The sequence below is a fragment of the Ensifer sp. GW101-20A05 genome, from assembly GCF_059424735.1.
The window spans coordinates 446,829-471,905 of the sequence record NZ_JBWKZT010000003.1 but is presented as its reverse complement, the minus strand read 5'-3'; the positions used below and the strand labels follow the sequence as shown (position 1 = coordinate 471,905).

At 61.7% G+C, this 25,077-nt stretch carries 23 protein-coding genes, 1 tRNA gene and 2 pseudogenes; 9 read left to right on the top strand and 17 right to left on the bottom strand.

What is annotated here, in order from left to right; translation table 11 throughout:
- Positions 1–24: 24 nt before the first annotated feature.
- Both AC070A_RS11500 and apaG read left to right on the top strand, forming a co-directional pair.
- On the top strand, positions 25–1,209 hold the full coding sequence (locus tag AC070A_RS11500) for an O-succinylhomoserine sulfhydrylase (RefSeq protein ID WP_057248108.1): 1,185 nt from the start codon (positions 25–27) through the stop codon (positions 1,207–1,209).
- 238 nt (positions 1,210–1,447) lie between these two features.
- On the top strand, positions 1,448–1,840 hold the full coding sequence (gene apaG, locus AC070A_RS11495) for a Co2+/Mg2+ efflux facilitator ApaG/CorD (protein WP_057248107.1): 393 nt from the start codon (positions 1,448–1,450) through the stop codon (positions 1,838–1,840).
- A 21-nt stretch (positions 1,841–1,861) separates the two neighbouring features.
- Here apaG and AC070A_RS11490 read toward each other — a convergent pair whose 3' ends face one another.
- From AC070A_RS11490 to AC070A_RS11480, 3 genes are all read right to left on the bottom strand, one after another.
- On the bottom strand, positions 1,862–2,851 hold the full coding sequence (locus AC070A_RS11490; RefSeq protein ID WP_057248106.1) for an Hsp33 family molecular chaperone: 990 nt from the start codon (positions 2,849–2,851) through the stop codon (positions 1,862–1,864).
- 280 nt (positions 2,852–3,131) lie between these two features.
- Positions 3,132–4,049 carry an ornithine carbamoyltransferase gene (argF, locus tag AC070A_RS11485; RefSeq protein WP_057248105.1) on the bottom strand — a complete coding sequence of 306 codons (918 nt, stop codon included), beginning with the start codon at positions 4,047–4,049 and terminating at the stop codon, positions 3,132–3,134.
- A 100-nt stretch (positions 4,050–4,149) separates the two neighbouring features.
- Positions 4,150–5,349 (bottom strand): aspartate aminotransferase family protein, encoded by a 1,200-nt coding sequence (locus AC070A_RS11480; RefSeq protein ID WP_057248104.1) that lies wholly within the window; start codon positions 5,347–5,349, stop codon positions 4,150–4,152.
- Between the two features lie 420 nt (positions 5,350–5,769).
- Between AC070A_RS11480 and AC070A_RS11475 the strand changes: the two genes are divergently transcribed.
- Entirely contained in the window at positions 5,770–6,291 is a 522-nt protein-coding gene (locus AC070A_RS11475; RefSeq protein WP_057248103.1) for a GcrA family cell cycle regulator, read from the top strand.
- A gap of 68 nt (positions 6,292–6,359) precedes the next feature.
- Here the strand turns inward: AC070A_RS11475 and phoB are convergent, their stop codons facing one another.
- The 7 genes from phoB to phoR form a co-directional block, all read right to left on the bottom strand.
- Complete coding sequence (gene phoB / locus AC070A_RS11470) at positions 6,360–7,043, bottom strand: phosphate regulon transcriptional regulator PhoB (protein WP_057248102.1); 684 nt, start codon at positions 7,041–7,043, stop codon at positions 6,360–6,362.
- A gap of 258 nt (positions 7,044–7,301) precedes the next feature.
- Complete coding sequence (phoU, locus tag AC070A_RS11465) at positions 7,302–8,015, bottom strand: phosphate signaling complex protein PhoU (RefSeq protein ID WP_093231848.1); 714 nt, start codon at positions 8,013–8,015, stop codon at positions 7,302–7,304.
- 42 nt (positions 8,016–8,057) lie between these two features.
- Complete coding sequence (gene pstB, locus AC070A_RS11460) at positions 8,058–8,873, bottom strand: phosphate ABC transporter ATP-binding protein PstB (RefSeq protein WP_057248100.1); 816 nt, start codon at positions 8,871–8,873, stop codon at positions 8,058–8,060.
- A gap of 13 nt (positions 8,874–8,886) precedes the next feature.
- A complete protein-coding gene (gene pstA, locus AC070A_RS11455; RefSeq protein ID WP_057248099.1) occupies positions 8,887–10,209 on the bottom strand; it encodes a phosphate ABC transporter permease PstA in 1,323 nt (440 codons plus the stop codon).
- The gene (pstC, locus tag AC070A_RS11450; protein WP_057248098.1) at positions 10,206–11,690 is read right to left on the bottom strand and encodes a phosphate ABC transporter permease subunit PstC; all 1,485 of its coding nucleotides are present in this window, start codon (positions 11,688–11,690) and stop codon (positions 10,206–10,208) included. The genes pstA and pstC overlap by 4 nt, the downstream gene beginning before the upstream one ends.
- 96 nt (positions 11,691–11,786) lie before the next feature.
- On the bottom strand, positions 11,787–12,821 hold the full coding sequence (locus AC070A_RS11445) for a substrate-binding domain-containing protein (RefSeq protein ID WP_057248097.1): 1,035 nt from the start codon (positions 12,819–12,821) through the stop codon (positions 11,787–11,789).
- Between the two features lie 195 nt (positions 12,822–13,016).
- Positions 13,017–14,285: a phosphate regulon sensor histidine kinase PhoR gene (gene phoR / locus AC070A_RS11440; RefSeq protein ID WP_057248261.1), complete on the bottom strand. Its 1,269-nt coding sequence runs from the start codon at positions 14,283–14,285 to the stop codon at positions 13,017–13,019.
- A 232-nt stretch (positions 14,286–14,517) separates the two neighbouring features.
- Here phoR and ppk2 point away from each other — a divergent pair, with 232 nt between their 5' ends.
- On the top strand, positions 14,518–15,414 hold the full coding sequence (gene ppk2, locus AC070A_RS11435) for a polyphosphate kinase 2 (RefSeq protein WP_057248260.1): 897 nt from the start codon (positions 14,518–14,520) through the stop codon (positions 15,412–15,414).
- Positions 15,415–15,515: 101 nt separating this feature from the next.
- On the opposite strand, the gene AC070A_RS11430 is transcribed toward ppk2, so the two are convergent.
- Positions 15,516–16,727: a hypothetical protein gene (locus AC070A_RS11430; protein ID WP_057248096.1), complete on the bottom strand. Its 1,212-nt coding sequence runs from the start codon at positions 16,725–16,727 to the stop codon at positions 15,516–15,518.
- A 341-nt stretch (positions 16,728–17,068) separates the two neighbouring features.
- On the opposite strand from AC070A_RS11430, the gene AC070A_RS11425 reads away from it, so the two are divergent.
- Both AC070A_RS11425 and AC070A_RS11420 read left to right on the top strand, forming a co-directional pair.
- The gene (locus AC070A_RS11425) at positions 17,069–18,079 is read left to right on the top strand and encodes an NAD(P)H-dependent flavin oxidoreductase (RefSeq protein ID WP_057248095.1); all 1,011 of its coding nucleotides are present in this window, start codon (positions 17,069–17,071) and stop codon (positions 18,077–18,079) included.
- Positions 18,080–18,155: 76 nt separating this feature from the next.
- A tRNA-Thr gene (locus AC070A_RS11420) sits at positions 18,156–18,231 on the top strand.
- A 122-nt stretch (positions 18,232–18,353) separates the two neighbouring features.
- Here AC070A_RS11420 and AC070A_RS11415 read toward each other — a convergent pair.
- The 3 genes from AC070A_RS11415 to AC070A_RS11405 all read right to left on the bottom strand — a co-directional run bounded on the left by AC070A_RS11415 (position 18,354) and on the right by AC070A_RS11405 (position 21,283).
- Positions 18,354–19,025, bottom strand: a complete 672-nt coding sequence (locus AC070A_RS11415; protein WP_057248094.1) for a VOC family protein — start codon at positions 19,023–19,025, stop codon at positions 18,354–18,356.
- Positions 19,026–19,222: 197 nt separating this feature from the next.
- On the bottom strand, positions 19,223–20,656 hold the full coding sequence (locus tag AC070A_RS11410; RefSeq protein ID WP_057248093.1) for a DUF1254 domain-containing protein: 1,434 nt from the start codon (positions 20,654–20,656) through the stop codon (positions 19,223–19,225).
- A gap of 165 nt (positions 20,657–20,821) precedes the next feature.
- Positions 20,822–21,283, bottom strand: a complete 462-nt coding sequence (locus AC070A_RS11405; protein ID WP_057248259.1) for a hypothetical protein — start codon at positions 21,281–21,283, stop codon at positions 20,822–20,824.
- 203 nt (positions 21,284–21,486) lie between these two features.
- Here AC070A_RS11405 and AC070A_RS11400 point away from each other — a divergent pair, with 203 nt between their 5' ends.
- Positions 21,487–22,497, top strand: a complete 1,011-nt coding sequence (locus AC070A_RS11400) for an AraC family transcriptional regulator (protein ID WP_057248092.1) — start codon at positions 21,487–21,489, stop codon at positions 22,495–22,497.
- 58 nt (positions 22,498–22,555) lie between these two features.
- Here the strand turns inward: AC070A_RS11400 and AC070A_RS11395 are convergent.
- Positions 22,556–22,768, bottom strand: a pseudogene (locus tag AC070A_RS11395) (DUF2721 domain-containing protein); the annotation flags it as partial.
- A 2-nt stretch (positions 22,769–22,770) separates the two neighbouring features.
- Between AC070A_RS11395 and AC070A_RS11390 the strand changes: the two are divergent.
- A pseudogene (locus AC070A_RS11390) lies at positions 22,771–23,375 on the top strand (enoyl-CoA hydratase/isomerase family protein); the annotation flags it as partial.
- A gap of 57 nt (positions 23,376–23,432) precedes the next feature.
- Positions 23,433–24,107 carry a type 1 glutamine amidotransferase domain-containing protein gene (locus AC070A_RS11385; protein ID WP_057248091.1) on the top strand — a complete coding sequence of 225 codons (675 nt, stop codon included), beginning with the start codon at positions 23,433–23,435 and terminating at the stop codon, positions 24,105–24,107.
- Positions 24,108–24,190: 83 nt separating this feature from the next.
- On the opposite strand, the gene AC070A_RS11380 is transcribed toward AC070A_RS11385, so the two are convergent.
- Together AC070A_RS11380 and AC070A_RS11375 are read right to left on the bottom strand one after the other, a co-directional pair.
- Complete coding sequence (locus tag AC070A_RS11380) at positions 24,191–24,541, bottom strand: EF-hand domain-containing protein (RefSeq protein ID WP_057248090.1); 351 nt, start codon at positions 24,539–24,541, stop codon at positions 24,191–24,193.
- 17 nt (positions 24,542–24,558) lie between these two features.
- Positions 24,559–24,810: a YMGG-like glycine zipper-containing protein gene (locus AC070A_RS11375; RefSeq protein ID WP_057248089.1), complete on the bottom strand. Its 252-nt coding sequence runs from the start codon at positions 24,808–24,810 to the stop codon at positions 24,559–24,561.
- Between the last annotated feature and the right edge of the window lie 267 nt (positions 24,811–25,077).

The window sequence follows — 25,077 nt, the reverse complement described above, 5'->3', positions numbered from 1 at the left end:
TTTGTTTTTGAAGGTGATCGTCACATGAGCAAAAACTGGCGCCCGGCAACACAACTCGTCCACGGCGGAACCACCCGCTCCCAGCACGGCGAGACGTCCGAGGCGATCTTCCTCACCCAGGGCTTCGTCTACGAGACATCCGAGGCGGCAGAAGCGCGTTTCAAGGGCGAGACCGAAGGCTTCATCTATGCCCGCTACGGCAGCCCGACCAACGACATGTTCGAAAAGCGCATGTGCATGCTGGAAGGCGCCGAAGACGCGCGCGCCACGGCTTCGGGCATGGCTGCCGTTTCCGCGGCAATCCTCTGCCAGCTGAAGGCCGGCGATCATATCGTTGCCGCCCGTGCGCTGTTCGGTTCCTGCCGCTGGGTGGTCGAGACGCTGGCGCCGAAATACGGCATCGAATGCACGCTGGTCGATGGACGCGATCTCGCCAACTGGGAAAAGGCGATCCAGAAGAACACCAAGGTCTTCTTCCTGGAAAGCCCGACCAACCCGACGCTCGAAGTCATCGACATTGCCGGTGTGGCCAAGCTCGCCAACCAGATCGGCGCCAAGGTCGTCGTCGACAACGTTTTTGCGACGCCACTCTTCCAGAAGCCGCTGGAACTCGGCGCCCATATCGTCGTCTATTCCGCCACCAAGCATATCGATGGCCAGGGCCGCTGCCTCGGCGGCGTCGTGCTTGCTGACAAGGAATGGATCAACGAGAACCTGCACGACTACTTCCGTCATACCGGCCCGGCCATGTCGCCGTTCAATGCCTGGACGCTGCTGAAGGGCATCGAAACCTTGCCGTTGCGCGTGCGCCAGCAGACGGAAACCGCACGCCGCGTCGCCGACTTCCTGGCTGAGCAGCCGCAGGTGGCGAAGGTCATCTATCCCGGCCGCAAGGATCACCCGCAGGCCGACATCATCGCCAAGCAGATGACCGGCGGCTCCACCCTCGTCGCCTTTGAACTGAAGGGCGGCAAGGATGCGGCATTCGCGCTGCAGAATGCGCTCGAGATCGTGCGCATCTCCAACAATCTCGGCGACAGCAAGAGCCTGATCACCCATCCGGCAACGACGACGCACAAGAACCTGACCGACGAGGCCCGCGAAGAGCTGGGCATTTCCGCCGGCACGGTGCGTTTCTCGGCCGGCATCGAAGACAGCGAGGATGTCGTCGAGGATTTCGCCCGCGCGCTTGAGGCCGTCAAAGCCTGAGGCAACGAAAAGATACGGCCGCCACAACAGACGGCGGCCGTCGATCCCTCGTGGCGCTCATGCAGCGGGCGCCCCGCCATCCAATATGGCCTCACCAGCGGGATCGAGCGGGTTCGAACAGCCGATCCGGATACCCGCAAGCCCTTGCCCCAGAATGGGTATGCACAATCTTGCCGTTATTCTTGACGAAACCATCTTGCTGTAGAATACCCTGAAAGACCGAAGCAAGGTGTTGCCCATGTATCGCGCTTTGACCCGCGACATAGAAGTTACGGTGGAGCCGTACTATCTCGAAGAGCAGTCGGACCCCGATGACGGCCGCTATGTCTGGGGCTATCGCATTGTCATCTCAAACCATTCGGACGCAGCCGTGCGGTTGATGACCCGCTACTGGCATATCACTGATGAGAATGGGCAGGTCGATGAGGTCAGCGGTCCCGGCGTGATCGGCGAACAGCCGCTGCTCAATCCCGGCGACACCTATGAGTATTCGTCCGGCTGCCCGCTGGATACGCCGTCGGGCGTGATGTTCGGCCATTACAGTATGGAAGCGGAAGGCGGAGAGACCTTCAACGTGGCCATCCCCGCCTTCTCGCTCGATTCACCCGGGCTCGTGCGTACCCTGAACTAGCTTGATCCGGAGTGGCGCCGGCTACTGTGGACGCACTTCGCTTGCCTCGAAACGATAGGTCGTCGAGCAGAATTCGCAGGTGACCTTCACGGCCCCATCCTCGATGGTGCTTTCGATATCATCAGCGTCCAGATTGGCGAGCACCGAGTGCAGCTTCTCGCGCGAGCAGCTGCAACGGTCATAAACCGCCTGCGGCTCATAGACGCGAACGCCGCGCTCGTGAAACAGCCGGTAGAGCAAGCGTTCGGTTCCGACCATCGGGTCGGTCAGCTCGTCGGTGTCGATCGTCTCGACCATCACCTTGGCTTCCGCCCAGAGATCGTCATCCTCGAAGACGCCTTCCCCGTCATCGCCATCGCCGCCGGAAAGATCAGGCTGGCGCATGCGCTCCGGCGCTTCCGGCAGGAACTGCGCGACCATGCCGCCGGCACGCCAGCGATGGCGCGGCTTGCCGCTTTCATCGCGGTCGAGCAGCTCGGCAACGCCGAGCCTGACCTTGGTCGGGATCTGCTCTGACTGGCGGAAATAGACGCCAGCGATTTCTTCCAGCGTGGCGCCGTCCAGCGCAACGATGCCCTGATAGCGCTGAGTATGAGCGCCCTGGTCGATGGTGAAGGCGAGTACGCCCTTGCCAAGCAGTTCATGCGAAAGGGTGCGGCCATCCTTCTCGGCGTCGGCAAGCGCATCTGCATCGTAGCGGGCATAGGCGCGCACGCGATCCGGCGTCGAGAAGTCTGCGACGACGAGATCGACCGGACCATCGCCTTTCGTCTGGACGATCAGCTTGCCTTCGAACTTCAGCGAAGTGCCGAGCAGAACCGTCAGCACGACGGTTTCGGCAACGAGCCGCGCGACCGGAAGCGGATAGTTGTGGCGCTCCAGAATTGCGTCGAGCATCGGGCCGAGCTGCACGGCGCGGCCGCGCACGTCGAGGCCTTCCACCTGGAAAGGCACGACGTGATCGTCACCGGCGAAGTCGAATTCACCAAGCCCTGGCGTCATGTCAGTCATGTCTTGCTCCTTGCCTCAGCAACTGCGTTGCGCCGGGGACATTCCTGTCCCCCGGCGCAACGTGCCCGCTGTCTCAATCGATCCCGCGATAAACGGATTGTCCACCGGATATGCGCCATCAGCCATTGCGCCGCGCACCACCCGTGGCAGTCGGCGCTTCACTGTTGCCAGGAGCGCCCTGCAGCCGCCTAGATCGTGTCGCACGGCGGCAATGTCAATAGCCAGCCTCACAGCCGCCGAAGCGCTGCGCCATCGCGCTCACCGCGGCGCTCGCAAGGGCCTAGACGAGCCCCATGCACCAGGCGATGATCGACTTCTGCGCATGCAGGCGGTTTTCGGCCTCGTCGAAGACCACCGACTGCGGACCGTCGATCACCTCGTCGGTCACCTCCTCTCCACGGTGCGCCGGCAGGCAATGCATGAACAGCGCATCGGATGCCGCTTGCTTCATCAGCGCCTCGTTGACCTGATAGGGCTGGAAGACGTTGTGGCCGCGGGCACGATGCTCCTGGTTCATCGACACCCAGGTGTCGGTGACAACGCAATTGGCGTTGGCGACCGCCTGCTCGGCATCGTGACACAGCAGGATCTCGCCGCCGTTGTTGCGGGCCCAGTTCAGGATCTTGTCCTGCGGCTCGGAGCCGAGCGGCACGGCCATGTTCATGCGATAGCCGAAGCGGGCGGAGCCTTCGATCAGCGAGTGCAGCACGTTGTTGCCGTCGCCGGTCCAGGCGATCGTCTTGCCCTTCACCGGTCCGCGATGCTCCTCGAAGGTCATGATGTCGGCCATGATCTGGCACGGATGGGTGTCATCGGTCAGGCCGTTGATGACGGGTACCGTCGCGTGTTCTGCCAATTCCAGCAGGCGGCGATGGTCGGTGGTGCGGATCATGATCGCGTCGACATAGCGCGACAGGACCTTCGCCGTATCGCCGATCGTCTCGGCGCGACCGAGCTGCATCTCCGTGCCCGAAAGGAACAGGGTTTCGCCGCCGAGCTGGCGCATGCCGACATCGAAGGACACACGGGTGCGGGTGGACGGCTTTTCGAAGATCATCGCCAGCATCTTGCCGGCGAGCGGCTTCTCGGCGGTTCCGGCCTTGGTCGTCGCCTTTCGGACGCGGGCATCATCGATGATCGTCCGAAGATCGGCGGCCGTCATGGCCGAAAGATCGAGAAAGTGTCTGGTGCCTGCCATCGTACTCGGTTCCTCAAAAAATCGAACCTATGTGCGCCACGCAGCGGCGTGAACGCACGAAGGTCATTCTACCATCCTGGGTCAGTCTTGGCCCTATCGGTCAGGCCGCAGCGTTACCACTTGCCTTCGTCACTGCTTCGGCGGCGCGCTCGATGCGTACGAGGCCCTCGCGTGCTTCCTCCGCCGTCACAGTCAACGGCGGCAGCAGGCGCAACACGTTGTCGCCGGCCGGCACGGCCAGGAGCTTCTCGGCGCGGATCTCCTTCAGGAGATCGGCCGAGGGGCCCTTCACCTTGATGCCCAGCATCAGGCCATCGCCGCGGATATCCTCGATGACATCGGGATAGCGATCCTTCAGCGAAGCAAGGCCCTGGCGGAAGACGAGCGCGACGTCGCGCACATGGGCGAGGAAGCCATCAGCGAGGATGACGTCGAGCACGGCGTTGCCGACGGCCATCGCCAGCGGATTGCCGCCATAGGTCGAGCCATGCGTGCCCGCCACCATGCCGGCGGCCGCCTCTTCCGTCGCCAGGCAAGCGCCGAGCGGGAAGCCGCCACCGATACCCTTGGCAACGGCCATGATATCCGGGCGGATGCCCGTCCACTCATGGGCAAAAAGCTTGCCGGTGCGGCCGACGCCGGTCTGAACCTCGTCGAGGATCAGGAGCAGGCCGAATTCGTCGCAGAGGGCGCGCAGTTCCTGCATGAATTCCTTGGTCGCGGGACGGATGCCGCCCTCGCCCTGGATCGGCTCGATCAGGATCGCGGCGGTCTCCTCGGTGATCGCATTCTTGACGGCCGCGATGTCGCCGAACGGAACCTGGTAGAACCCTGGGGCCTTTGGCCCGAAACCTTCAATGTACTTTTGCTGACCACCGGCGGCGATCGTCGCGATCGTGCGACCGTGGAACGCGCCCTCGAAGGTGATGATGTGAAACTTCTCCGGCTGGCCTTTGGCGAAGTGGTACCGCCGCGCCGTCTTGATCGCGCATTCCAGCGCTTCCGCACCGGAATTGGTGAAGAAGACCCGATCGGCAAAGGTGACGGCCGCCAAGCGGCGTCCAAGACTTTCCTGACCGGGAACTTCGTAAAGGTTGGAAAGGTGCCAGACCTTCTCGGCCTGCGCCTTCAGCGCCTCGACGAGATGCGGATGCGCGTGGCCGAGCGAGTTCACGGCAACGCCGGCGGCGAAGTCGAGATAGCGCGAGCCGTCTTCGGCGATCAGCCAGACGCCCTCTCCTCGCTCGAAACGCAACGGCGCGCGCATGTAGGTATCGTAAAGCGGCGTGGTTGCAGTCATGCGAGGCTCTCCTTACTCCAGTCGGCATCGGTCCCGCTGCTTCATGCGGCCCGATAAAAATCAAAAATGCCGCCTTTCGGCGGCGCAGGCACTATTCCTATTTCGCGCCGCAATGTCAATAAAACCAAGCCTTGCAGTGCAACAGAGAAGCCCGTTTCCCGGCGGCGAAAAAATCGCCCGGAAGGGCTTGCAAAAATGCAACGCCAGCCGAGCAAGTTGGGGAAAACTACGAAATCGATTCGGCGTGAATCCCGGGACTCTTGCCACGGAGTCCGACGGTCAGTACGTTAACATTCAATTACTAGACGCATGCGGCGGACCTAGTCACCAAAAGAGTTATCGCGTTTGCAACCTCGGGATTCAACCGGGGTGCGGTGAGGGATTCTGCCATCCCCAACGCTGAGAACGGAGAGTGCAGAAATGAACTGGACTGACGAGCGGGTGGAGAAACTGAAGAAGCTTTGGTCCGAGGGCCTGAGCGCAAGCCAGATCGCGGCACAGCTCGGCGGCGTCAGCCGTAACGCTGTCATCGGCAAGGTTCATCGCCTGAGCCTTCCAGGCCGTGCCAAAGCCGGCGGCAGCACCACTGCGGCGGCCCGCCCGAAGCGGCCGACCTCGGCGCCGCGCGCTCCGAACTACGCCTCGCGCGTTTCGACCCGCACCGTTGCCCGTCCGTCCGGCGCCACCGTTCTCAAGGAAGAGATCGAAGTCGATCTCGTTGCCGAGCAGGATTTCAGCATCCAGACCGACGTGGTCGTGCCGATGTCGCGCCGCCTCGAGCTAACCCAGCTCACGGAACGCACCTGCAAGTGGCCGATCGGCGACCCGCTGAAGGAAGAGTTCCACTTCTGCGGCAACGATTCCCCGGAAGCTTCGCCCTATTGCAGCTTTCATGCGCGGCTTGCCTACCAGCCGTCCGCCGAGCGCCGTCGGATGCGCTAAGGATCCGCACAGGACCAAAACGAAAGGGGCCGATCGGCCCCTTTTTTATTGACTTCTGTTTGCCCTTCTCAGCTTTCGAGCGAGTAGCCGGCGCCGCGCACGGTGCGGATGACATCAGGCATGGTCGAGAAGTTCAGCGCCTTGCGCAGGCGGCCGACATGCACGTCGACGGTCCGCTCGTCGACATAGATGTCGTGGCCCCAGACGCCGTCCAGCAACTGCGAGCGCGAGAAGACACGGCCCGGAGAGGACATCAGGAACTCCAGCAGGCGGAACTCTGTCGGCCCCAGGCGAACTTCGCGGCTGCGGCGATGGACGCGATGGGTTTCCCGGTCGAGCTCGATGTCGCCGCAGCGCAGCAGCGTCGAGAGAACTTCGGGCTTCGCCCGGCGGAGCATCGCCTTGACGCGGGCCATCAGCTCCGGCGTGGAGAAGGGCTTGACCACATAGTCGTCGGCACCGGTCGCCAGACCGCGAACGCGCTCGCTTTCCTCGCCGCGCGCCGTCAGCATGATAATCGGCAGCCGCTCCGTCTCCGGGCGCTGGCGCAACCTACGGCAAAGCTCGATGCCGGAGACGCCAGGCAACATCCAGTCGAGGATCAGAAGGTCGGGCAGGCGTTCCTGTAGCCGGATCTCCGCCTCGTCACCCCTGAGGATCGTATCGACGTCGAAGCCTTCAGCTTCCAGATTGTAACGCAGCAGGACGCTCAGCGCCTCTTCGTCTTCGACCACGGCGATTTTTGGCAACATCAGGTAACGTCTCCTTACCGCGAGCGCCGCGCGGGTCCAGCGGACCGGCCGGCACTCAGACACTCTAAATCTGGAGCACATCCGCCGTTTTCAAAGGCGGGGCGAAAACCGCATGCTTCAGATACAGGAATTCGGGGCCGCGACCGAAGCCGCGACCGGATGATATTCATGGGGCATGCATTGCGAACGGCGCGTTTAACGCCAGAGCGGGATGAGGAAAAGTGTATGCGGTTGTCCCCCGCATCCCGCTCCAACCTTCTAGTCGTTGACCGAGCCCAACGTCGACGTGTTGTCATCCTTCGGGCGCTCGCCCTCCGGCTGGGCACCCGTCGCCATGTAATAGATCGTCTCGGCGATGTTGGTCGCGTGGTCGCCGATACGCTCGATGTTCTTGGCACAGAACAGAAGATGCGTGCAGGGCGTGATGTTGCGCGGATCTTCCATCATGTAGGTGAGCAACTCGCGGAACAGCGAGGTGTAGATCGCGTCGATCTCCTCGTCGCGCTCACGAATGCTGTTGGCCTTTTCCGGCGAACGCGACGCATAGACGTCGAGCACTTCCTTGAGCTGCACCAGAGCGAGCTCGGCGAGGTGCTCGAGACCGCGGGCGAGCTTGCGCGGGATGCCCGAACCGGCAACCGCGATCACGCGTTTGGCAGTGTTCTTGCCGAGGTCGCCGACACGCTCCAGGTCGGAGGCGATGCGGATCGACCCCATGATCTCGCGAAGGTCGGCGGCGACCGGCTGGCGCTTGGCGATCGTGACGATCGCCTTCTCGCCGATCTGACGCTCGGCATCATCGAGAACAGTGTCGTCCGAGATTACCTTTTGCGCCAGCGCCAGGTCGGAATTGACCAGAGCGCGGACGGATTCGGCGACCATCTGCTCGGCGAGACCGCCCATTTCCGAGATGCGGCGCGTCAGGTACTTCAGTTCTTCGTCATAGGCGGACATGATATGCATGGACATGATCGTCGATCCTTACGGGAGTGACTGTTGCAGCCGTGATTGGCCTCAGCCGAAGCGGCCCATGATGTAATCCTGGGTGCGCTGGTCATCCGGATTGGTGAACATCTTGTCGGTGTCGTTCTCCTCGACGAGATTGCCGAGGTGGAACATGGCGGTGCGCTGCGACACGCGGGCGGCCTGCTGCATCGAGTGGGTCACGATGACGATCGTGAAGTTCGTGCGCAGTTCATGGATGAGTTCCTCGACCTTGGCGGTCGCGATCGGGTCGAGTGCCGAGCAGGGCTCGTCCATGAGGATGACTTCCGGGCTGACGGCAACAGCGCGTGCGATGCAAAGGCGCTGCTGCTGACCACCGGAGAGGCCGGTGCCCGGCTCCTGCAGGCGGTCCTTCACCTCGTTCCACAAACCTGCCTTCTGCAGGCTGGTTTCGACGACCTCGTCAAAATCCGCCTTGGTGCGGGCAAGCCCGTGGATGCGCGGACCGTAGGCGACGTTGTCGTAGATCGACTTCGGGAACGGGTTCGGCTTCTGGAACACCATGCCGACGCGGGCGCGCAGCTCGACCACGTCAATGGTCGGGTCGTAGATGTCGTCCTCATCGAGCGTGATCTTGCCGGTGACGCGGCAGTTCTCGATGGTGTCGTTCATGCGGTTCAGCGTGCGCAGGAAGGTCGACTTGCCGCAGCCCGACGGACCGATCAGCGCCGTTACCGTGTTCTCGCGGATGTTGAGGTTGACGTCGAAAAGCGCCCGCTTCTCGCCGTAGTAGACCGACACATCCTTGCCGATCATCTTGAAGGGAACCGTGTTCATTTTCTGATCCAAGGCTTTCTCGACCGCTGCTTCTGACATGATGTTCATAGTAATTACCTCACTACCAACGGCGCTCAAAGCGACGTCGCAACAGAATGGCGCCAAGGTTCATGACGACGAGGAAGATGAGAAGAATGATGATCGCGCCGGAGGTGCGCTCGACGAAGGCGCGTTCCGCCTCGTTGGCCCACATGTAGATCTGCACCGGCAGCGCTGTCGACGGCTCCATCGGCGAACCGGGATAGTCGACGACGAAGGCGACCATGCCGATCAACAGCAACGGCGCGGTTTCGCCAAGCGCGTGGGCCAGGCCGATGATCGTACCGGTCAGAATGCCCGGCATGGCCAGCGGCAGAACGTGGTGGAAGATGGTCTGCATCTTCGAGGCACCGAGACCGAGCGCCGCCGAGCGGATGGACGGCGGGACCGCCTTCAAGGCCGCGCGGGTGGCGATGATGATCGTCGGCAGGGTCATCAGCGTCAGCACGAAACCGCCGACGACCGCTGCCGAACGCGGCATGCCGGCAAAGTTGATGAAGACGGCGAGACCCAACAAACCGTAGACGATCGACGGAACGGCCGCGAGGTTGTTGATGTTGACCTCGATCAGGTCGGTGAGCCGGTTCTTCGGAGCGAACTCTTCGAGATAGATCGAGGCGGCAACGCCGATCGGCAACGACAGCACGAGCACGATCAGCATCATGTAGAACGAGCCAAGGGCGGCAACGCCGACGCCCGCCGCTTCAGGACGGCTGGAGGCGCCGAAGGTGAAGATGCCGGTGTTGAAGCTCTTCTTCAGGACGCCGGCGCTTGCGAGCTCGTTCATCCAGGTGACCTGCTGGTCCTTGACCTTGCGCTTGCTCTCTTCGACCTTGAGGTCGATCTGGCCCTTGTTGGCGGAGTCGATGTTGGCTTCGGCCAACAGCGTGACCGGAATGGTCTTGCCGACGATGGACGGATCCGCCACGACCATGTCGCGCAAGAGCGTACGGGAGCTCGCAGAAACCATGTCGGTCGCCTGCTTGACCAGCGGCCGTTTGGTCGCATCGATGCCGAGCTGCTTGACGAGCGCATCACGCACCAGCAGCGGATAGTTGGCGGTCATCAGTACCTTGCTGTCGGTCGTGCGTTCGCCGTTGGGGTCGATGACCTTTTCGGTGAATTCGATCGGCAGCGTGATCGTCGTCTGCTGGAACGCGGTGTAGCCGTTGGAAATGACGGTCCACAGCAGCAGCGCCAGGAAGAAGAGACCGGTGCTGATTGCCGCAATGCCGTAGGCGCGGAACCGGCGCTCGGCGGCATAGCGACGCTTGATGCCGATATCGCGCTTTGCGGATTCAGGACGGGCGGAGATCCGGACGGTCGGGGAAGCGATGTCGGTCATTCGTACTGTTCCCGGTATTTGCGCACGATGTAGAGCGCGTAAATGTTGAGGCCGAGCGTGATGACAAAGAGCGTGATGCCCAGCGCGAAGGCCACCAGCGTCTGCGGCGAGGTGAACTCGAGGTCGCCCGTCAACTGGTTGACGATCTTCACGGTCACCGTCGTCATCGGCTCGAAGGGATTGATCTGCATGCGGGCCGCGACACCGGCTGCCAGCACGACGATCATCGTCTCGCCGACGGCACGCGATGCGGTCAGAAGCAGCGCGCCGACAATGCCGGGAAGTGCTGCCGGGAGAATAACCTTCTTGACCGTTTCCGAGCGGGTGGCACCGAGACCGAGCGAGCCGTCACGCAATGCGCGCGGCACCTGGGTGATGATGTCGTCCGAGAGCGACGACACGAACGGGATCAGCATGATGCCCATGACGATGCCTGCGGTGACCACGCTCTGCGCCTGGATGAAGTTCTGGTAATTGCCGGTGGCAAGGCCGTTCAGCTGCGCCGAGATATCACGCAGGAACGGACCAACGGTCACGAGAGCGAAGAAACCGTAGACGATGGTCGGGATGCCGGCGAGCACTTCGAGCAGCGGCTTTGCGGTCGAACGCAAGCGCGGGCTTGCATACTCCGCCATGTAGATGGCTGCGAAGAGGCCGATCGGCACCGCAAAGAGCATCGCGACGAAGGCGATGTAGAGCGTGCCGGTGAGAAGCGGGACCAGGCCGAACTGACCGGAGGCGCCACCGCTGCCGGCAGCAGCGAAGCGCGGATCCCAGACCGTGCCGAAGAAGAATTCGAACGGCGAGACCATGGTGAAGAAGCGGCCGGCTTCCGACAGCATCGAGGCGACGATGCCGACCGTCGTCAGGATGGCGATGGAAGACGCGACGATCAGCGAGCCGAGAATGACCCGCTCGACCTGGTTGCGTGCACGGAAGCGGGTCGCGATGTTGCGGATGGCGTAGATGCCGCCGGCAATCGCGATCAACAGTACGGCCGCGGTCATCAGCCAGCGGTTGGCGGCGGCCATCGCGTTGAAATGCTGGGCGACGGTGACCATGTAGGGCTCGCCTTCGCCGGCCAGGGCGACGCCCTTGGCTGCGAGCGTCGAGCGGAGATTGGCGGCACCGCTTTGAAGTGCCGCAACCTCCTCGCCGCTCAGGCGCAGCAGACCACCGGCAACGGACTTGACCTGGCCGAGCGCGAGCTGAACCGCGGCGGTCCCCTGGCTCTGGACGGTGTCCGGCAGGGCCGCGCGCGTGCTCCCGTCAATATAGATAGGAGCGGCAATCAGCCAGGTGCCGAGAACGAGCGCCGCCGGCAGCATCGCCCAGATAGCGACGTAGCTGCCGTGATAGCCCGGCAAGGAATGAAGGTTGGAGAGCTTGCCGCCAGCCTGCGCCAGCGAACGTGCGCGACCGGCAAAATAGGCAATGAAACCAATAACAATAATTAGCAAAAGAAGGAGCGAGGTACTCATCCGCACGTCTCCCCGGTATCGCCCGCCATGGGCCGCCGGCAAATCGAATGAAGGCATGCCCCGGCGCGAAGGATATCGCGCCGGGGCTTGTCGTTATCAGAGCATGTTGCCGGCTGCGAAAGCCTTGCGGATTTCTTCGCGCTCGGCGTCCGGAGCAGCAACCAGGCCGTACTCGGCGAGCGGGCTGTCCGGGCCGATCATCTGGTCGTTGATGAAGAACTCAACATATTCCTTGAGGCCCGGGATAACGCCAAGGTGTGCCTTCTTGACGTAGAAGAACAGCGGGCGGGAAACCGGATACTCGCCGGAAGCGATCGTTTCGGTCGACGGTACGATGCCGTTGACGGTCGCGACCTTCAGCTTGTCGGCGTTGTTTTCGTAGAAGGACAGGCCGAAGACACCGATGCCGTTCTTGTTGGCAGCGATACGGGCGAGCGTCTCGGTGTAGTCGCCGTCGATGTCGACAGCCATGCCGTCCTTGCGGACCGCGACGCACTTGCTGTGCTGCTGCTTTTCATCGGTAACGGCAGCCTTGATGACGTCAACGGCGCCGGCGTTCTTGCAGCCTGCAGCCAGGATCTTCTCTTCGAAGACTTCGCGGGTGCCGTGCTTTTCGCCCGGGATGAAGGCGGCGATTTCAACTTCCGGAAGGGCGGAGTTGACTTCCGACCACTTCTTGTAAGGGTTGGCAACGAGCTTGCCGTCGACGACGACTTCAGCAGCGAGAGCCTTGTAGAGGTCTTCCGGCTTCAGGGCGAGGTCGGCATTGCCGGCGTCGGTCGCGAAGACGATACCGTCATAGCCGATCTTGACTTCCTGGATTTCGGTCACGCCAGCGGCCTTGCAGGCCTCGACTTCGCTGTCCTTGATCTTGCGCGAGGAGTTCGCGACGTCGATGGTGTCCGGGCCGACGCCCTTGCAGAATTCCTTCAGGCCGGCCGAGGAGCCGCCAGATTCAACGACCGGGGTCTTGAAGTCGGGGAAGGTCTCGCCGAACGTCTCGGCTACGATCTTGGCGTAGGGAAGAACGGTCGAGGAGCCAGCGACCTGAACCTGGTCACGGGCGGCGGCTGCGCCGGCAAATGCGGCAGACGCTACCAGCGCCGCGACAGTGAGTTTAAGAGCTTTCATAAAAGTTCTCCCGGAATGGGCTTGTGTTGGTGTGCGCCAAGCGTTGCAGCGCTCTTCGCCGTCTTATCGGCTGCCCCTAGTTAGCTGCCGATGGCCACACCTTTTATGTCAGTTTGACGAAACATTTATGACAGCTCATGTCATTGAAAATGCTAAGGGAAAATGAACGGTCCCGGGTTTTCCCGCGCCAATATGTCAGAACCGGACCGTAAAAGTCGTACCTTTGCCGATCTCAGAATGGATCAGCAGCCGGGCACGGTGCCGGGTGAGGATGTGCTTGACGATGGCAAGGCCCAATCCAGTGCCCTTTTTCGAGCGGCTCGCCTCGACATTGACCCGATAAAAACGCTCGGTAATGCGCGGGACATGCTCGGCGGGGATGCCCGGCCCATAGTCCTTCACGATCACCTCGGCCTGCGTGCCTTCTTCGCCGCCACGCAAGGTTATGTCGACCTTCTTGCCCTCCTGGCCGTACTTGCAGGCATTCTCGATCAGGTTCTCGAAGACTTCGATGAGCTCGTCGCGATCGCCCTGTACGATGACGGGCTTGTCCGGCACCACGAGAGAGACCGTGACGTTCAGGTCCTTCGCCAGCGGCAGGAGGCTGTCGCGGACATGGCCGAGCAAGGGCGCAAGGTCCACCGGATCGTCCGGCGCGATATGCGAGCGCAGCTCCAGTCGCGAGAGCGACAGGAGGTCGTCGACGAGGCGGCTCATGCGCGTCACCTGCTCATGCATGATGCCGAAGAATTTTTCCTGCGCCTTCAAGTCGTTGCGCGCGGGGCCCTGGAGGGTCTCGATGAAACCGCGAAGCGATGCCAGCGGCGTGCGCAGCTCATGGCTGGCATTGGCCACGAAATCCGACCGCATGCGGTCGATGCGGCGCGCCTGCGAGATATCGCGAAAGGTGATCAGGAAGATGCGGGGCGTCCGCCCCTCGCCGCCGATTTCGGCGGGTGCCACGCGCACGACATAGACGGCATCCGACGGCAGCCGCTCGGTATGCTCGATCTGGTTGGCCTTGCCGGTCGCCATCGTCTCGCGGATCATGTCGAGAACACCGGGCGAACGCACCCGGGCGGCCAGGTAAGTGTTCGGCGGAATGGTGCCGAAGGCTTTCTCCGCGGCGATGTTCTGGAAAACCACCGTCTCATCGGCGGCGACGACCAACACCGGCATGTCGAGCGCATTCAGCGCCGGCACCAGCGGATCGCTGGTCGGGCCATCGACGGCCACAGCCTTGGCCGGGCTCAAGATCACCGAGGCCGGCGCACTGCGGTTGAGCAGCGCCGCAACCAGAACGATCCAGAAGGGAAGCACGATAAGGAAATGGATGCCGGCAAAGGTCGCAAGGATCGCCAAAAGCAGGGTGAGGCCCAGCAGCCAGCGCTCAGCCTTCAGCCGCGGCACCAGGTCCCGCCAGAACGCTTTCGAACCGTCCACCTCGACATCCTCATGAATCACTTTGTCTTCCTCCCGGACCAAAATGATCGAGGAATAGCGATCCTTCATGACATGATTTTCACGACCGGCTTGAATCCGCAATGCAATTGTGGCCTCCTCCAAGGAAATCGGGCCTTGAGCACCGCGACTTTTCGGCGCTGCTTGGAGCTGCAGAAGTTTGAAAACGCGCATGATCCTGCCGATGATCGAAGCCGGTTTTCGGGCCCGTGCGCCAAGCCGAAGGGGCGAGCATATGGCGTTAGCGGAGACGGCGGAAAAGGCGGAAAGCCGCGCAGTGGAGCTGCAGATCGACGGCAAGAGCCGCGTCTTCGACATCGACAATCCCGAGTTGCCGAAGTGGATCGACGACGCAGCGTTTGCGTCCGATGACTATCCCTACAAGAAGAAGCTCGACGAGGAAGAATATCTCGAGACGCTGGAGAAGCTTCAGATCGAGCTCGTCAAGGTTCAGCTCTGGCAGCAGAAAACCGGAAAACGCATCATCGCGCTGTTCGAGGGCCGCGACGCCGCCGGCAAGGGCGGCGCGATCCATGCGACCATGGGCAACCTGAACCCACGCTGGGCCCGCATCGTGGCGCTGACGAAGCCGACAGAGACTGAGCGCGGGCAATGGTATTTTCAGCGCTATGTCGCGACCATGCCGACGGCTGGGGAATTCGTGCTGTTCGACCGCTCCTGGTACAACCGCGCCGGCGTCGAGCCGGTCATGGGCTTCTGCACGCCCGAGCAGCACAAGCAGTTCCTGAAGCAGACGCCTCGCTTCGAAAAGATGATCGTGCACGAGGATATCCAGTTCTTCAAATTCTGGATCAACATCGGCCGCGAGATGCAGCTCAAGCGCTTCCACGATCGCTGCCACGATCCGCTGAAGATCTGGAAGCTGTCGCCGATGGACATCGCCGCCCTCAACAAGTGGGACGACTACACGGCAAAGCGCAACGAGATGCTGAAGGCAACACACACGGACCACGCACCCTGGACCGTGGTGCGCGGCAACGACAAGCGACGCGCGCGCCTCAATCTCATCCGCCACATGCTCTCCACGCTCGACTATGACGGCAAGGACAAGGGCGCGATCGGTGAGGTCGACGACAAGATTGTCGGGTCCGGCCCGGGCTTTCTGAAGTAGCGCCCATACGACAGCGGCCGAAGGCGACGGCCCCGCCAGAGGGCGGCCAACGCGGTCAATTGGGGTCAGAGGCTCGAGGACGAAGAGGCCTCGTGCGGGACTTATTGGCCCGGAAGGACGCGTATGGCGTAGAGGGTGAGGCCCTTGCCCTCGCCGCTGATATCGCTGTTGATCACGATCCGGCCGGCGGAGTTCGGTGCAAGGCTGCGATCGAAGGTGACCTTGAACAGCATGTCGAGCCGTTCGTCATGCACCGTGAAGCGATGACGGCCGCATTCGCCAAGCGAGGAGAAATTGCACTCGACGGCAAACTCGGTCGTCTTGCCTGGCTGGGCCTGCACCGTCAGCGCCATGGTCGAGGTTTTGCCGGACAGCTGCGCCAGGACCGTTGCCGGGATTTCGATGGTGATGTCGCCTTCCGTTTCGGCAACCGAGGAAGTCAACTGGATGCGCTTGCCACCGTCGTCATCCACCGGCTCGGCCTTGGCGCGTGAGCCCGCCACGACCGCGGCAGTGTTTTCAGGCGCAAAGACTTCCACCCAGTCACCGGTGAAGCCCTGCTGGGCGCCGAGCGTTTGCAGACCGGCAGCGCCGTCGAAATCTTCCGATGCCACCGATGCCGGCGGGTTGGCGACGTTGGTGTCGCGTTCGGCCGCGGATTTCAGAAGATCATTGGTCTGCACCCACCAGGCGGCAGCACCTGCGGCTGCGGCAAGGGTGACGACCACCATGGTGAAGGACAGGAAGCGGCTGCGCTTGCGGCGGCGCTTTCGATCGGTATCTCCACGAACCTCGGGCGCGGCGGCGGCTTCCGCGCTCTTTGCAGCAGTATCCGCTGCCGCACGCGTCGAGACGACCGGGCCAACACGGTCGGCACGAAGGCCGCCGAGACCGCCGTCATTCGCCGCGGGACGGGACGCATCGGCAGCAAAGCCAGGCTCGCGGCGGTCCGCCGCCGGCGACTGCGCTTGGGCCTGAGGCCGGGATTGCGCTTGGGATTGCGGCTCGATACGCGCCTGCTCAGGGCCACGTGCGCGGACGTTATCATCGACACTGACGACGGGAGGTGTGGCAACTGGAGGCGCCGGTTGCCGCGCCCTGAGGGCGGCACGCTCCTCCGTTTCGATCGCATGGATCACCGCCTCCAGCCGATGGCGCTGCTGGGCGATGACGTTGCCGTCCTCAATTCCCTGTTTCTGCAGCCCGGCTTCCAGCGCCTGGCGGGCCGACTGGTAGATGCGCGCGCGCGTTTCCGCGCTGGCGCGGTCGGAGCGCTCAAGCGCATTTCTGATCGCAGTCTCAAGTCCGCTCACATCAAGTCCTCTGTGTAGGCAGGGCTTTGGGCCTGCCGGCGCGCTCTAGCTGATCGGTACCCCTCGATCTTTCTCCAAGGGCCTAACGGTTAAATCTGGAGGCACGCCGTTGGTTTTGTTAACAATTGCGTAACCGCTGCTTTCGGAATCCGCAAGTCCGGCGGCCCGGTCGACCGGCCAAGCCCGGGGAAAACGCGACAACTTCGCAGGCACAATGCAGGATAAGCCGGCGTCGCCAGCGCGAAAACCACCTCTTTGCAAGCGATGAACTTGCTGCTATCTGTTTTGACGTTTACGCAAACGTCAAAGTTCAATGCGCCAATCGAGGGATGGAGAAACCGATGCCGCTTCCGCCAATTCTTTCCGGAACGACGAGACTGCCGGTCGTCGGCGCGCCCCTGTTCATCATCTCCAATCCCCAGTTGACGATTGCACAGTGCAAGGCCGGCGTGATCGGCGCCTTCCCAGCACTCAATGCTCGTCCGCATTCGCAGCTCGACGAATGGCTTGCCGAGATCACCGAGACGCTCGCCGATCACGACGCCAAGAACCCGGGCCGGCGCGCCGCGCCCTTCGCCGTCAACCAGATCGTGCACAAGTCCAACGCGCGCCTCGAACAGGACCTGATGCTCTGCATCAAATACAAGGTTCCGGTGGTCATTTCCTCGCTTGGCGCCGTGCCCGAGGTCAACGCCGCGATCCATTCCTACGGCGGCATCGTGCTGCATGACATCATCAACAACCGCCACGCCAATTCGGCGATCCGCAAGGGCGCCGATGGCCTGATCGCCGTTGCTGCCGGCGCTGGCGGTCATGCCGGCACGCTTTCGCCGTTTGCGCTCATCCAGGAAATCCGCTCCTGGTTCGATGGCCCGCTGCTTCTTTCCGGCGCGATCGCCACCGGCGGCGCCATCCTGGCCGCCCAGGCGATGGGTGCCGACATGGCCTATATCGGCTCGCCGTTCATCGCGACGGAAGAGGCGCGCGCCACCGACGCCTACAAGCAGATGATCGTCGACAGCAACGCTGCCGACATCGTCTATTCCAATTATTTCACCGGCATTCACGGCAACTACCTGAAGCCCTCGATCGCTGCTGCCGGCATGGATCCGGACAATCTGCCGGAAGCAGATCCGTCGAAGATGGACTTTGGCGCCGCAACCGACAGCGCCAAGGCCTGGAAGGACATCTGGGGCTGCGGCCAGGGCATCGGCGCGGTCAGGGAAGTGACCTCCGTCGCCCGTCTCGTCGACCGGCTCGAGCGCGAATACGATGCGGCACGTACCCGCCTTGGCCTGAACGCCATGCCCGTCGCGGCCACCAACAAGGAATTTTCAAGTTCTCGAAACTGATGGCTTGAAATCTTGGCGCTTTGCGTTTATCAGCGCCTCACATTCGTTCCGCGGTCTTCCGCGGAACCGCCTCCGGGCCGCTTTAGCTCAGTCGGTAGAGCACATCATTCGTAATGATGGGGTCACGTGTTCGAGTCACGTAAGCGGCACCATTCTTCTCCGGAAATCAAATCGAACTCCATTCAGCAGCCTGGTGCGGTGGCTCCCAAGTCTGCGTTTCGGCGCTTTCGCTTGCGGCAAGGCGACCGTTTGCAGGTCGCGACGGAGAACGGCGCTATGCCGCGTGGATCTTCCAACCATTAGCCAGGTCCGACATGGCTCCAGGCGCACACACGCCGCCCAACCAAATTTCCAAACCCTTGGCGCTCGGCAATTGGCGCTTTTCCGGGAACCATGGCCGCTTTGTATCCACGGCAATAAGCACCCCTTCATCATTCCCTATGGCGGCAAAGCCGGGAGAGGCCGGTCCGAGCGTTGCGACCCCGAACGTCCGGGCGGCCTCGGCAACGACACTCCCGACGTCTTCGGTCGGAAGTCCGACCTCGCTGAGGCAGGATAAATCAGCGCCGCTGAACGGCCGCTTTCCAGTCGGGCGGATTAGCCTCCGGCGGCCGATCAATTCCAGCACCGAGCTATCGGGACCATCGAAGTAGATGGATTTTGACTGCCAATGCCCCTCAAGAACGAAGCACTCTCCGCTATCCGGTTCCCGTTGGAGAGGCGTACGTTCCTTCAGCCATTCTATTGCGGCATCGAACCGATCATAGGGCACATTGAAAGCCAGGTGCACGCCGTGTGGTGCATCTCCAACGGCCGAGACCAGCCGGATTTCGCTCCATCCCACTTGGATGGAATTCCCGGCTGTCGGCAGTTTCAGCACATCGCGAAAGAAGGCTACGCTCTTCGAGACATCCGATGCAGGGAGTGTCAGTTTATTTATGCGCATGAAATCCGATCCCGACGACGCAATTAGCTTTTCGAGCTCCTTGTTACGACCTCAACATAAGTTGAGGTCAAGAAGCTCGCGTTACCAATTCACCGCTGCCGGCGCCGTGTGCGCAAATGCCGGCCGTCGCCAACTGTCCTCCGGGCACGATGGCCGCGAGGGGCACTGGCACCGGCCGCGCATCAGCTTGGTCGGGATTATTGCGCCACTTTGACGCCCGGCGGCTGCCAGGTGCCCTGGCCCGCCGGCAAGATCGAAGGTGGCGTAGGCTTCGGCCAATATAGGCGCATCACGAGATAGATTTTGTCGTCCGGCGCCGGAAGCCAATTGGACTCCTTGTCCGCACCGGGGCTGTCTTTTTGGATGTACAGCGTCAGCGAGCCGTCCGCCCCCTTTTTCATCGCCGGCAACATCGGAGAGTTGATGAGGTAGCGATTGATCGGATTCTTGACCAAGAGCTGGCTCTTGCCGTCGTACATCGTAACGGACCAAAACGCATTCACTGGCGGCAACTGATCGGGTGCGAAGGTGATCGTGTAGTTATGCTTGCTGGCGTCGAGCGGCTCACCGGTAGCGTCCGTTCGGGTATAGGGGTACATGGCTTCTACGGCATCGTTGCCATAGAGGCCGCCCTTGGCGGCGCCTGCCCGCATCAACCAATCGCCGTTGTAGAAGGCCTCGTCGCCAAAGAACGAGCCGATGTTCCAGCCGTTGATGTCCTTGTTTCCGCTGGCCAGCCATTTGTCGACTTTGTCATTTCCTTGCTTCATGGCCACCAGGAATTCGGCTCTATGTTCGAGCGATAGATCCTTGAACTCGAAGGTCTTGCCGGGACCGATGCCAATCTTGGCAAGTTTCGCACGAACCTCCTTGTCCCTTGCCGTCTCAGGGACGAACTGCAGGGCCGCGTCGAGATACTGGAAGAAGTTATCCTTGATCCCGGCAGTGGTGGCAGGAAGGAACTCGATCTTGGGCGCGGCAAGCGGGGCGGGTTGTCGAAGGAAAGCGGAAAGCGGCTGCGCCTTGTAGCCGGCCTGAATTTTCTCGACGTTCGGCATGTCGTCAGGGTGGAAGAGCTGGGTACGGAAAGCCGCGAACGTGAACGGCGTCGTCGATCGGAAGACCTGCTTGATTCCGGGGGGCGTTTCCCCTTTCCAGTCGGGGCCGACCACCAGATAGTTGCCCGGCTCAGTCCCCGTGGCGCGCGTGCCGATGTAGCCGAAATTGTAGGTGTTGCCGTCGATCAGTTGGACCGAGTAGTAGCGGTCCTTTTCGACCGTCGGCACAGAGATGACCATCGGTTCGGCGCGCAAATCCAGCCAGAGAATCGAGTAAGGAGTGTCGCTGTTCGGCGTGATGATTGCCGTGTCCGCCGGGGTGGCGACATGGTGCATGTTGTAAATTTCGTTGAACGGTGCCTTGAACTGCCCCGAGTTTCGGTCTACGGCATACTCCTGCATGACCGCATAGTTCATCACGAGCGGCAGGCCATAGATGAAGCCTTCCTCGGCAATGTCCTTGGCCTCGATGATGCCGGGATAGCTCTGCGCCATCAGCAGGCTTGGCCTCGCAATCGCAGCGCTAGCGGCGATCACCGCGGTGGATCGAAGTAGATCTCTCTTCGTCAACATTTACCGTACTCCTCCATTATTCGATGAGTTATCGAAACGACGAGAGCTGTGGGGCAGCTCAGGAACCCTGGACGCAATTGTGCAGTTCGTTGGCTGTTGGTGAGGTATTCGCGAGAGCTGTGCAGGCTGCAGTCGGGATCGCACCGACGCGCAATCCGGCGGGTGCTAATACAGAAATGCCCGCCGGTAGCCGCGCCTGGCCACGCCTGCATAAGAGAGCGGCGTCAACGGCATGCCGATGATGTCGATGAACACAGAGACCTCGGAGCCCTTCTCCGGCATTTCGCCACCAACCACCTTGACCGTGTAAGTCAAGTTATTGTCGTTCAGCTCCGGATTCTCCAGGACGACGACAACCTGTCGGAGCTTGTTCCCTTCGAGGATCGACAGGTCGGCATTCGGCGGATCGGAAAGGAAGCTGTCCTTGCCCTTGCTCCAGAACGGCAAGAAAGCGGTCGTGGCCATGTTCCCGGCAATGCGCTCCGGACGGTCAGAGAAAAACAACGTGGCGCCGCCAATACCTTCGAGCGTCAGCTTGCTCGTCGCCTTGTCGAATTTCATAGCGCTTGCGGTTTGAACGAACAGGAAGTCGGCCGCTTCATCGGTCGCCTGCGCCAGTCGCGGCATGAACGGCACTGTCGTCGCCGCGACAGCTGTGGCTGCTAGCAGTAGGTTCCGTCTGGTTGTCATAGTCGTACCCCTCCCATAGGTCGCAAGACGTTCAGATCTCTACTTGTGCTACTCACACGTTTTACGGCACTAAACAGTATTCGCAATACAAAACCACTCATTTTGCGCCACGGCTGTCTTATTTCTGGAGTGTTGCACGCATGGCTGAGATCCCGGTCATCTCCAACCGCATCCTGTCTGGTATGCCGGCCTTCATACGCCGTGAAATGGGGCAAAAGGCGCTGCTGCAGGCCAATCGTGCTATCGGGTTCGATCTCGAACTGACCGAGGGAGAGAACTGCTTCATCCCGCACGCGGCGGTAATCGGCTTCGTCGAGGCGGCCGCGCGGACAGCCGGTGAGGCCAACTTCGGAATTCTGATCACGCCGATGATGAACATCGCCAACTATGGCAGCTTCGGACACTACGTGCTTGGCGCCGACTCCTTGGGGCAGGCCATCGAGCGCAGCATTGCTGGCCTTCGTTTTCACAGTACGGTTGATAGGATGTCAGTCGCAGTGGTTGGCGACGAGGTACGGTACAGCTATGCGTTCGCTTTGGCCGGCCACTCTGGATATGCCAGTATTGTCTGTGCCGCCGCGGGCGTCCTGCTCAGCCTCTTCAAGCCTTATCTGCCCTCTGACTGGCGACCGCTGCGCGTCGAGCTTGACACCGACAGACCGCGCCAGACGGGCATTTTTGAAGACGTCTTCCAGTGTCCGGTTCTCTTCAACGCACCCGCGACAAGCATCGTCATGGATCGCCATCATCTTTCCGCTGCTCCAAGGGCCGCTTCGTGGCCAATTGTCACCATCGAGGATGTGGCGCGAGACCGGCAAGGCGGCGCTCCACGGGATCTGCTCGAGGTCATCGTGGAGCAGGTGCGGGTCCAAGTTCTCACCGGCAGCGTGTCGATCGATAGCGCCGCGCAAACATTGGACACCAGCGTCCGGACGCTGCAACGTGAACTGAATCGGGCTGGCACCGATTTTCGCGGGTTGGCGGGCGCCGCAAGGGTTCAGCGAGCCATTGAGCTGCTGCTGCATACGAACGGCTCGATCACGCGCGTCTCGGCGGAGTTAGGGTATTCGTCCCCAGCCAATTTTGCCCGGGCATTCCGAAAGGCAACCGGCAACGGACCGCGGGAATTTCGCTCGAATATCTCGCCTTGAAGGTACGGCCGTTGGCCGTTCAGCAGCGTGAACGGCTGCCAAGGTGAGAAGTATTTGGTCAGTCTTGCTCCATGGGAACTCGGTCCATTCGTATCTGCCGCAACAGGTTTCGTCCCGCGATCAGCAATTCAAACAGGAATGCGACAAGTGATCCAATGAGCGAGACTATGGCACCACCGAAAAACCAGAAGAGATTCTCCTGGCGCAGCCCGATGGCAAGAGCGCCAGCAAGGAGATTTAGGATTGCGCCGCCCGTGCAAATGCCGGCCATCTTCCACCGGCATGCCTCCCGGGCCGACGGGCATGCATCCCGTGCCCGATTTCATGACGCGCCTCAGCCGCCTGCAGGCCGTGACGATCGTTTCCATTCGCGGGCGGGCAAGCGGCATCGGCAGCGAACTGGCGCTTGCGGCCGACATGCGTTTCGCCAGCCGCGAGAAAGCGGTACTATCGCAGTTCGAAGTCGGTGCCGGCTGCGTCCCGGGCGGCGGGCCGATGGCCTACCTGCCTCGCCTCGTCGGCCGCGGCCGAGCGATCGAAATTCTGATCGGCGCGGATGATTTCAACGGTGAACTGGCCGAACGCTACGGCTACGTGAACAGAGCACTACCGGACGCGGAACTGATGCCTTTGTCGATGCCCTGGCGAAACGCATCGCCCCGTTCGATCAATATGCCATTGTCGAGACCAAGAAGCTGATTGACAGCGCCAGCCTGCCACCGCAGGCGGAAATGCAACCCGGGTGGGATGCGTTCATCACTTCGGTCCAGCGCCCAGCGGCGCAATCCCGCGTCAAGGCTTTGGTCGAGCAGGGACTGCAGCAACCCGGCGACATTGAAAGGAACCTCGGCCACTACACCGCGAAGTACCGCGAGTAGCCGGTGCCATGCCAATCGGCGGCTCAACGGGAGCCGCCGCGTCAAAGGGAGCGAAAGATGAAGATACTGATGGTTCTGACCTCACATGACCAGCTTGGCAATACCGGCAAACCGACCGGTTTCTGGCTCGAGGAATTCGCTGCGCCCTATTACGTTTTCCGGGATGCGGGCGTCGACATTACCCTGGCCTCGCCCAAGGGTGGGCAGCCGCCGATCGACCCGAAAAGCGACGATCCGGGCAACCAGACCGAAGCGATGGCCCGCTTCAAGGACGATCCCGCCGCGCAACGGGTCCTCGCCAACACCCACCGGCTTGCCGACGTCAAGGCCGATGATTTCGACGCGGTGTTCTATCCGGGCGGTCACGGACCGATGTGGGACCTCGCCAACGACGTGAACTCGATCGCGCTGATCGAGAGCTTCTACAATGCCGGCAAGCCGGTCGCTGCCGTCTGCCATGGGCCGGGGGTGCTCCGCAAGGTAACCTATCAGGGTGAGCCTATCGTCAAGGGAAAGCGCGTCACCGGCTTCACCAACTCGGAGGAGGAAGCCGTGCAACTGACGGATGTCGTCCCCTTCCTCGTCGAAGACGAATTGAAGCGTCTCGGCGGTCGCTTCGAGAAGGCAGCCGATTGGGCGGATTTCACGGTCGTCGATGGCCGTCTCGTCACCGGACAGAATCCGGCGTCCTCGACCTCCGGCGCCAAGGAATTGCTGAAGCTTCTGCGGTGAATGCGAGGTGGCGGCCGGCATTTCAGCCGGCCGCTACATTCACAACGGGACATCAAACCCAGACCAACCTGCCGTTTCAGCCGTCACTTCAGGTTGCCGTCGCCACTGCGATCCGCAGTCTTGAAGTCGGCCATCACCCTGTCCAGAAACTCCTTCTGGGTGACCTTGCCGTCGCTGTTGGCGTCGGTGGCAGCAAACTGCTGAGCGTTCAGCGCCTGCTTCGTCTCGTCGGGGCTGAGACTTCCGTCCTTGTTCTTGTCGAGGTTGGCAAAGGCGGCCGTCATGAAGCTCTCGTATTCGGAACGTTCGACCGCGCCGTCCTTGTTGCTGTCGAGCGCACTCATCTGGCCCTGGTTCATCGTTGCAGCCTGCTGCGCGACAGCGAGACCAGCCGGGTAGAACACAAGGACGCTGAAAAGAACGAGCTTTCTCATCCCTCAACCTTCCGCGATCAATAGTAGCGGCACGTCAGCGCATTGCCGGCTGCAGCGCCAAGTGTCGCACCACCGCCAACCGCCCAGAGCTGACCAGTACCAGAGCCGATCGTCGAGCCGATCAGGCCGCCGACGATTGCGCCACCCACCGTTCCGGCAATGCAGCCGAATTCGTTGCCCGTCGGGCCGCTCTTCGACACGTAGGCAGATTGGCACCCGGACAAGGCTAGGGCGCCGGCAAGAATGATAGTTACGGTCTGTTTGCTCATTTTATCCTCCAATATGGCCGTCTGTTTGGAATAGAGATCGGGCGGAGGCGCCATTGAGTGGCGTCGGATGTAAATAAGCTTCCGAGTATGCTCCCAGGATAAGGGAGGCTCTTCTGTTTTTTCTGAAGCAGCTCACCAATAAAACACATAGTCCGGAGACAAGGGCCCCAAACTTGACGGGCGAATACTACCCTTTGCCGCCGGCAATGACAATGTTCCGCGTAGTATTAGCTTTCCCGCCGCAATAACCCACAGCCTTGGCCAGGG

Bases quoted from the DNA above. Each gene is read 5' to 3' on its own strand.
- AC070A_RS11500 (WP_057248108.1), top strand. From the start codon at position 25: ATGAGCAAAAACTGGCGCCCGGCAACACAACTCGTCCACGGCGGAACC.
- AC070A_RS11380 (WP_057248090.1), bottom strand. From the start codon at position 24,541: ATGAGAAAGCTCGTTCTTTTCAGCGTCCTTGTGTTCTACCCGGCTGGT.
- AC070A_RS11415 (WP_057248094.1), bottom strand. From the start codon at position 19,025: ATGCGCATAAATAAACTGACACTCCCTGCATCGGATGTCTCGAAGAGC.
- AC070A_RS11475 (WP_057248103.1), top strand. From the start codon at position 5,770: ATGAACTGGACTGACGAGCGGGTGGAGAAACTGAAGAAGCTTTGGTCC.
- AC070A_RS11375 (WP_057248089.1), bottom strand. From the start codon at position 24,810: ATGAGCAAACAGACCGTAACTATCATTCTTGCCGGCGCCCTAGCCTTG.
- AC070A_RS11385 (WP_057248091.1), top strand. From the start codon at position 23,433: ATGAAGATACTGATGGTTCTGACCTCACATGACCAGCTTGGCAATACC.
- pstA (WP_057248099.1), bottom strand. From the start codon at position 10,209: ATGACCGACATCGCTTCCCCGACCGTCCGGATCTCCGCCCGTCCTGAA.
- AC070A_RS11405 (WP_057248259.1), bottom strand. From the start codon at position 21,283: ATGCCGCGACTGGCGCAGGCGACCGATGAAGCGGCCGACTTCCTGTTC.
- AC070A_RS11480 (WP_057248104.1), bottom strand. From the start codon at position 5,349: ATGACTGCAACCACGCCGCTTTACGATACCTACATGCGCGCGCCGTTG.
- AC070A_RS11425 (WP_057248095.1), top strand. From the start codon at position 17,069: ATGCCGCTTCCGCCAATTCTTTCCGGAACGACGAGACTGCCGGTCGTC.
- AC070A_RS11410 (WP_057248093.1), bottom strand. From the start codon at position 20,656: ATGTTGACGAAGAGAGATCTACTTCGATCCACCGCGGTGATCGCCGCT.
- AC070A_RS11445 (WP_057248097.1), bottom strand. From the start codon at position 12,821: ATGAAAGCTCTTAAACTCACTGTCGCGGCGCTGGTAGCGTCTGCCGCA.
- pstB (WP_057248100.1), bottom strand. From the start codon at position 8,873: ATGAACATCATGTCAGAAGCAGCGGTCGAGAAAGCCTTGGATCAGAAA.
- pstC (WP_057248098.1), bottom strand. From the start codon at position 11,690: ATGAGTACCTCGCTCCTTCTTTTGCTAATTATTGTTATTGGTTTCATT.
- phoB (WP_057248102.1), bottom strand. From the start codon at position 7,043: ATGTTGCCAAAAATCGCCGTGGTCGAAGACGAAGAGGCGCTGAGCGTC.
- AC070A_RS11400 (WP_057248092.1), top strand. From the start codon at position 21,487: ATGGCTGAGATCCCGGTCATCTCCAACCGCATCCTGTCTGGTATGCCG.
- ppk2 (WP_057248260.1), top strand. From the start codon at position 14,518: ATGGCGTTAGCGGAGACGGCGGAAAAGGCGGAAAGCCGCGCAGTGGAG.
- apaG (WP_057248107.1), top strand. From the start codon at position 1,448: ATGTATCGCGCTTTGACCCGCGACATAGAAGTTACGGTGGAGCCGTAC.
- AC070A_RS11490 (WP_057248106.1), bottom strand. From the start codon at position 2,851: ATGACTGACATGACGCCAGGGCTTGGTGAATTCGACTTCGCCGGTGAC.
- argF (WP_057248105.1), bottom strand. From the start codon at position 4,049: ATGGCAGGCACCAGACACTTTCTCGATCTTTCGGCCATGACGGCCGCC.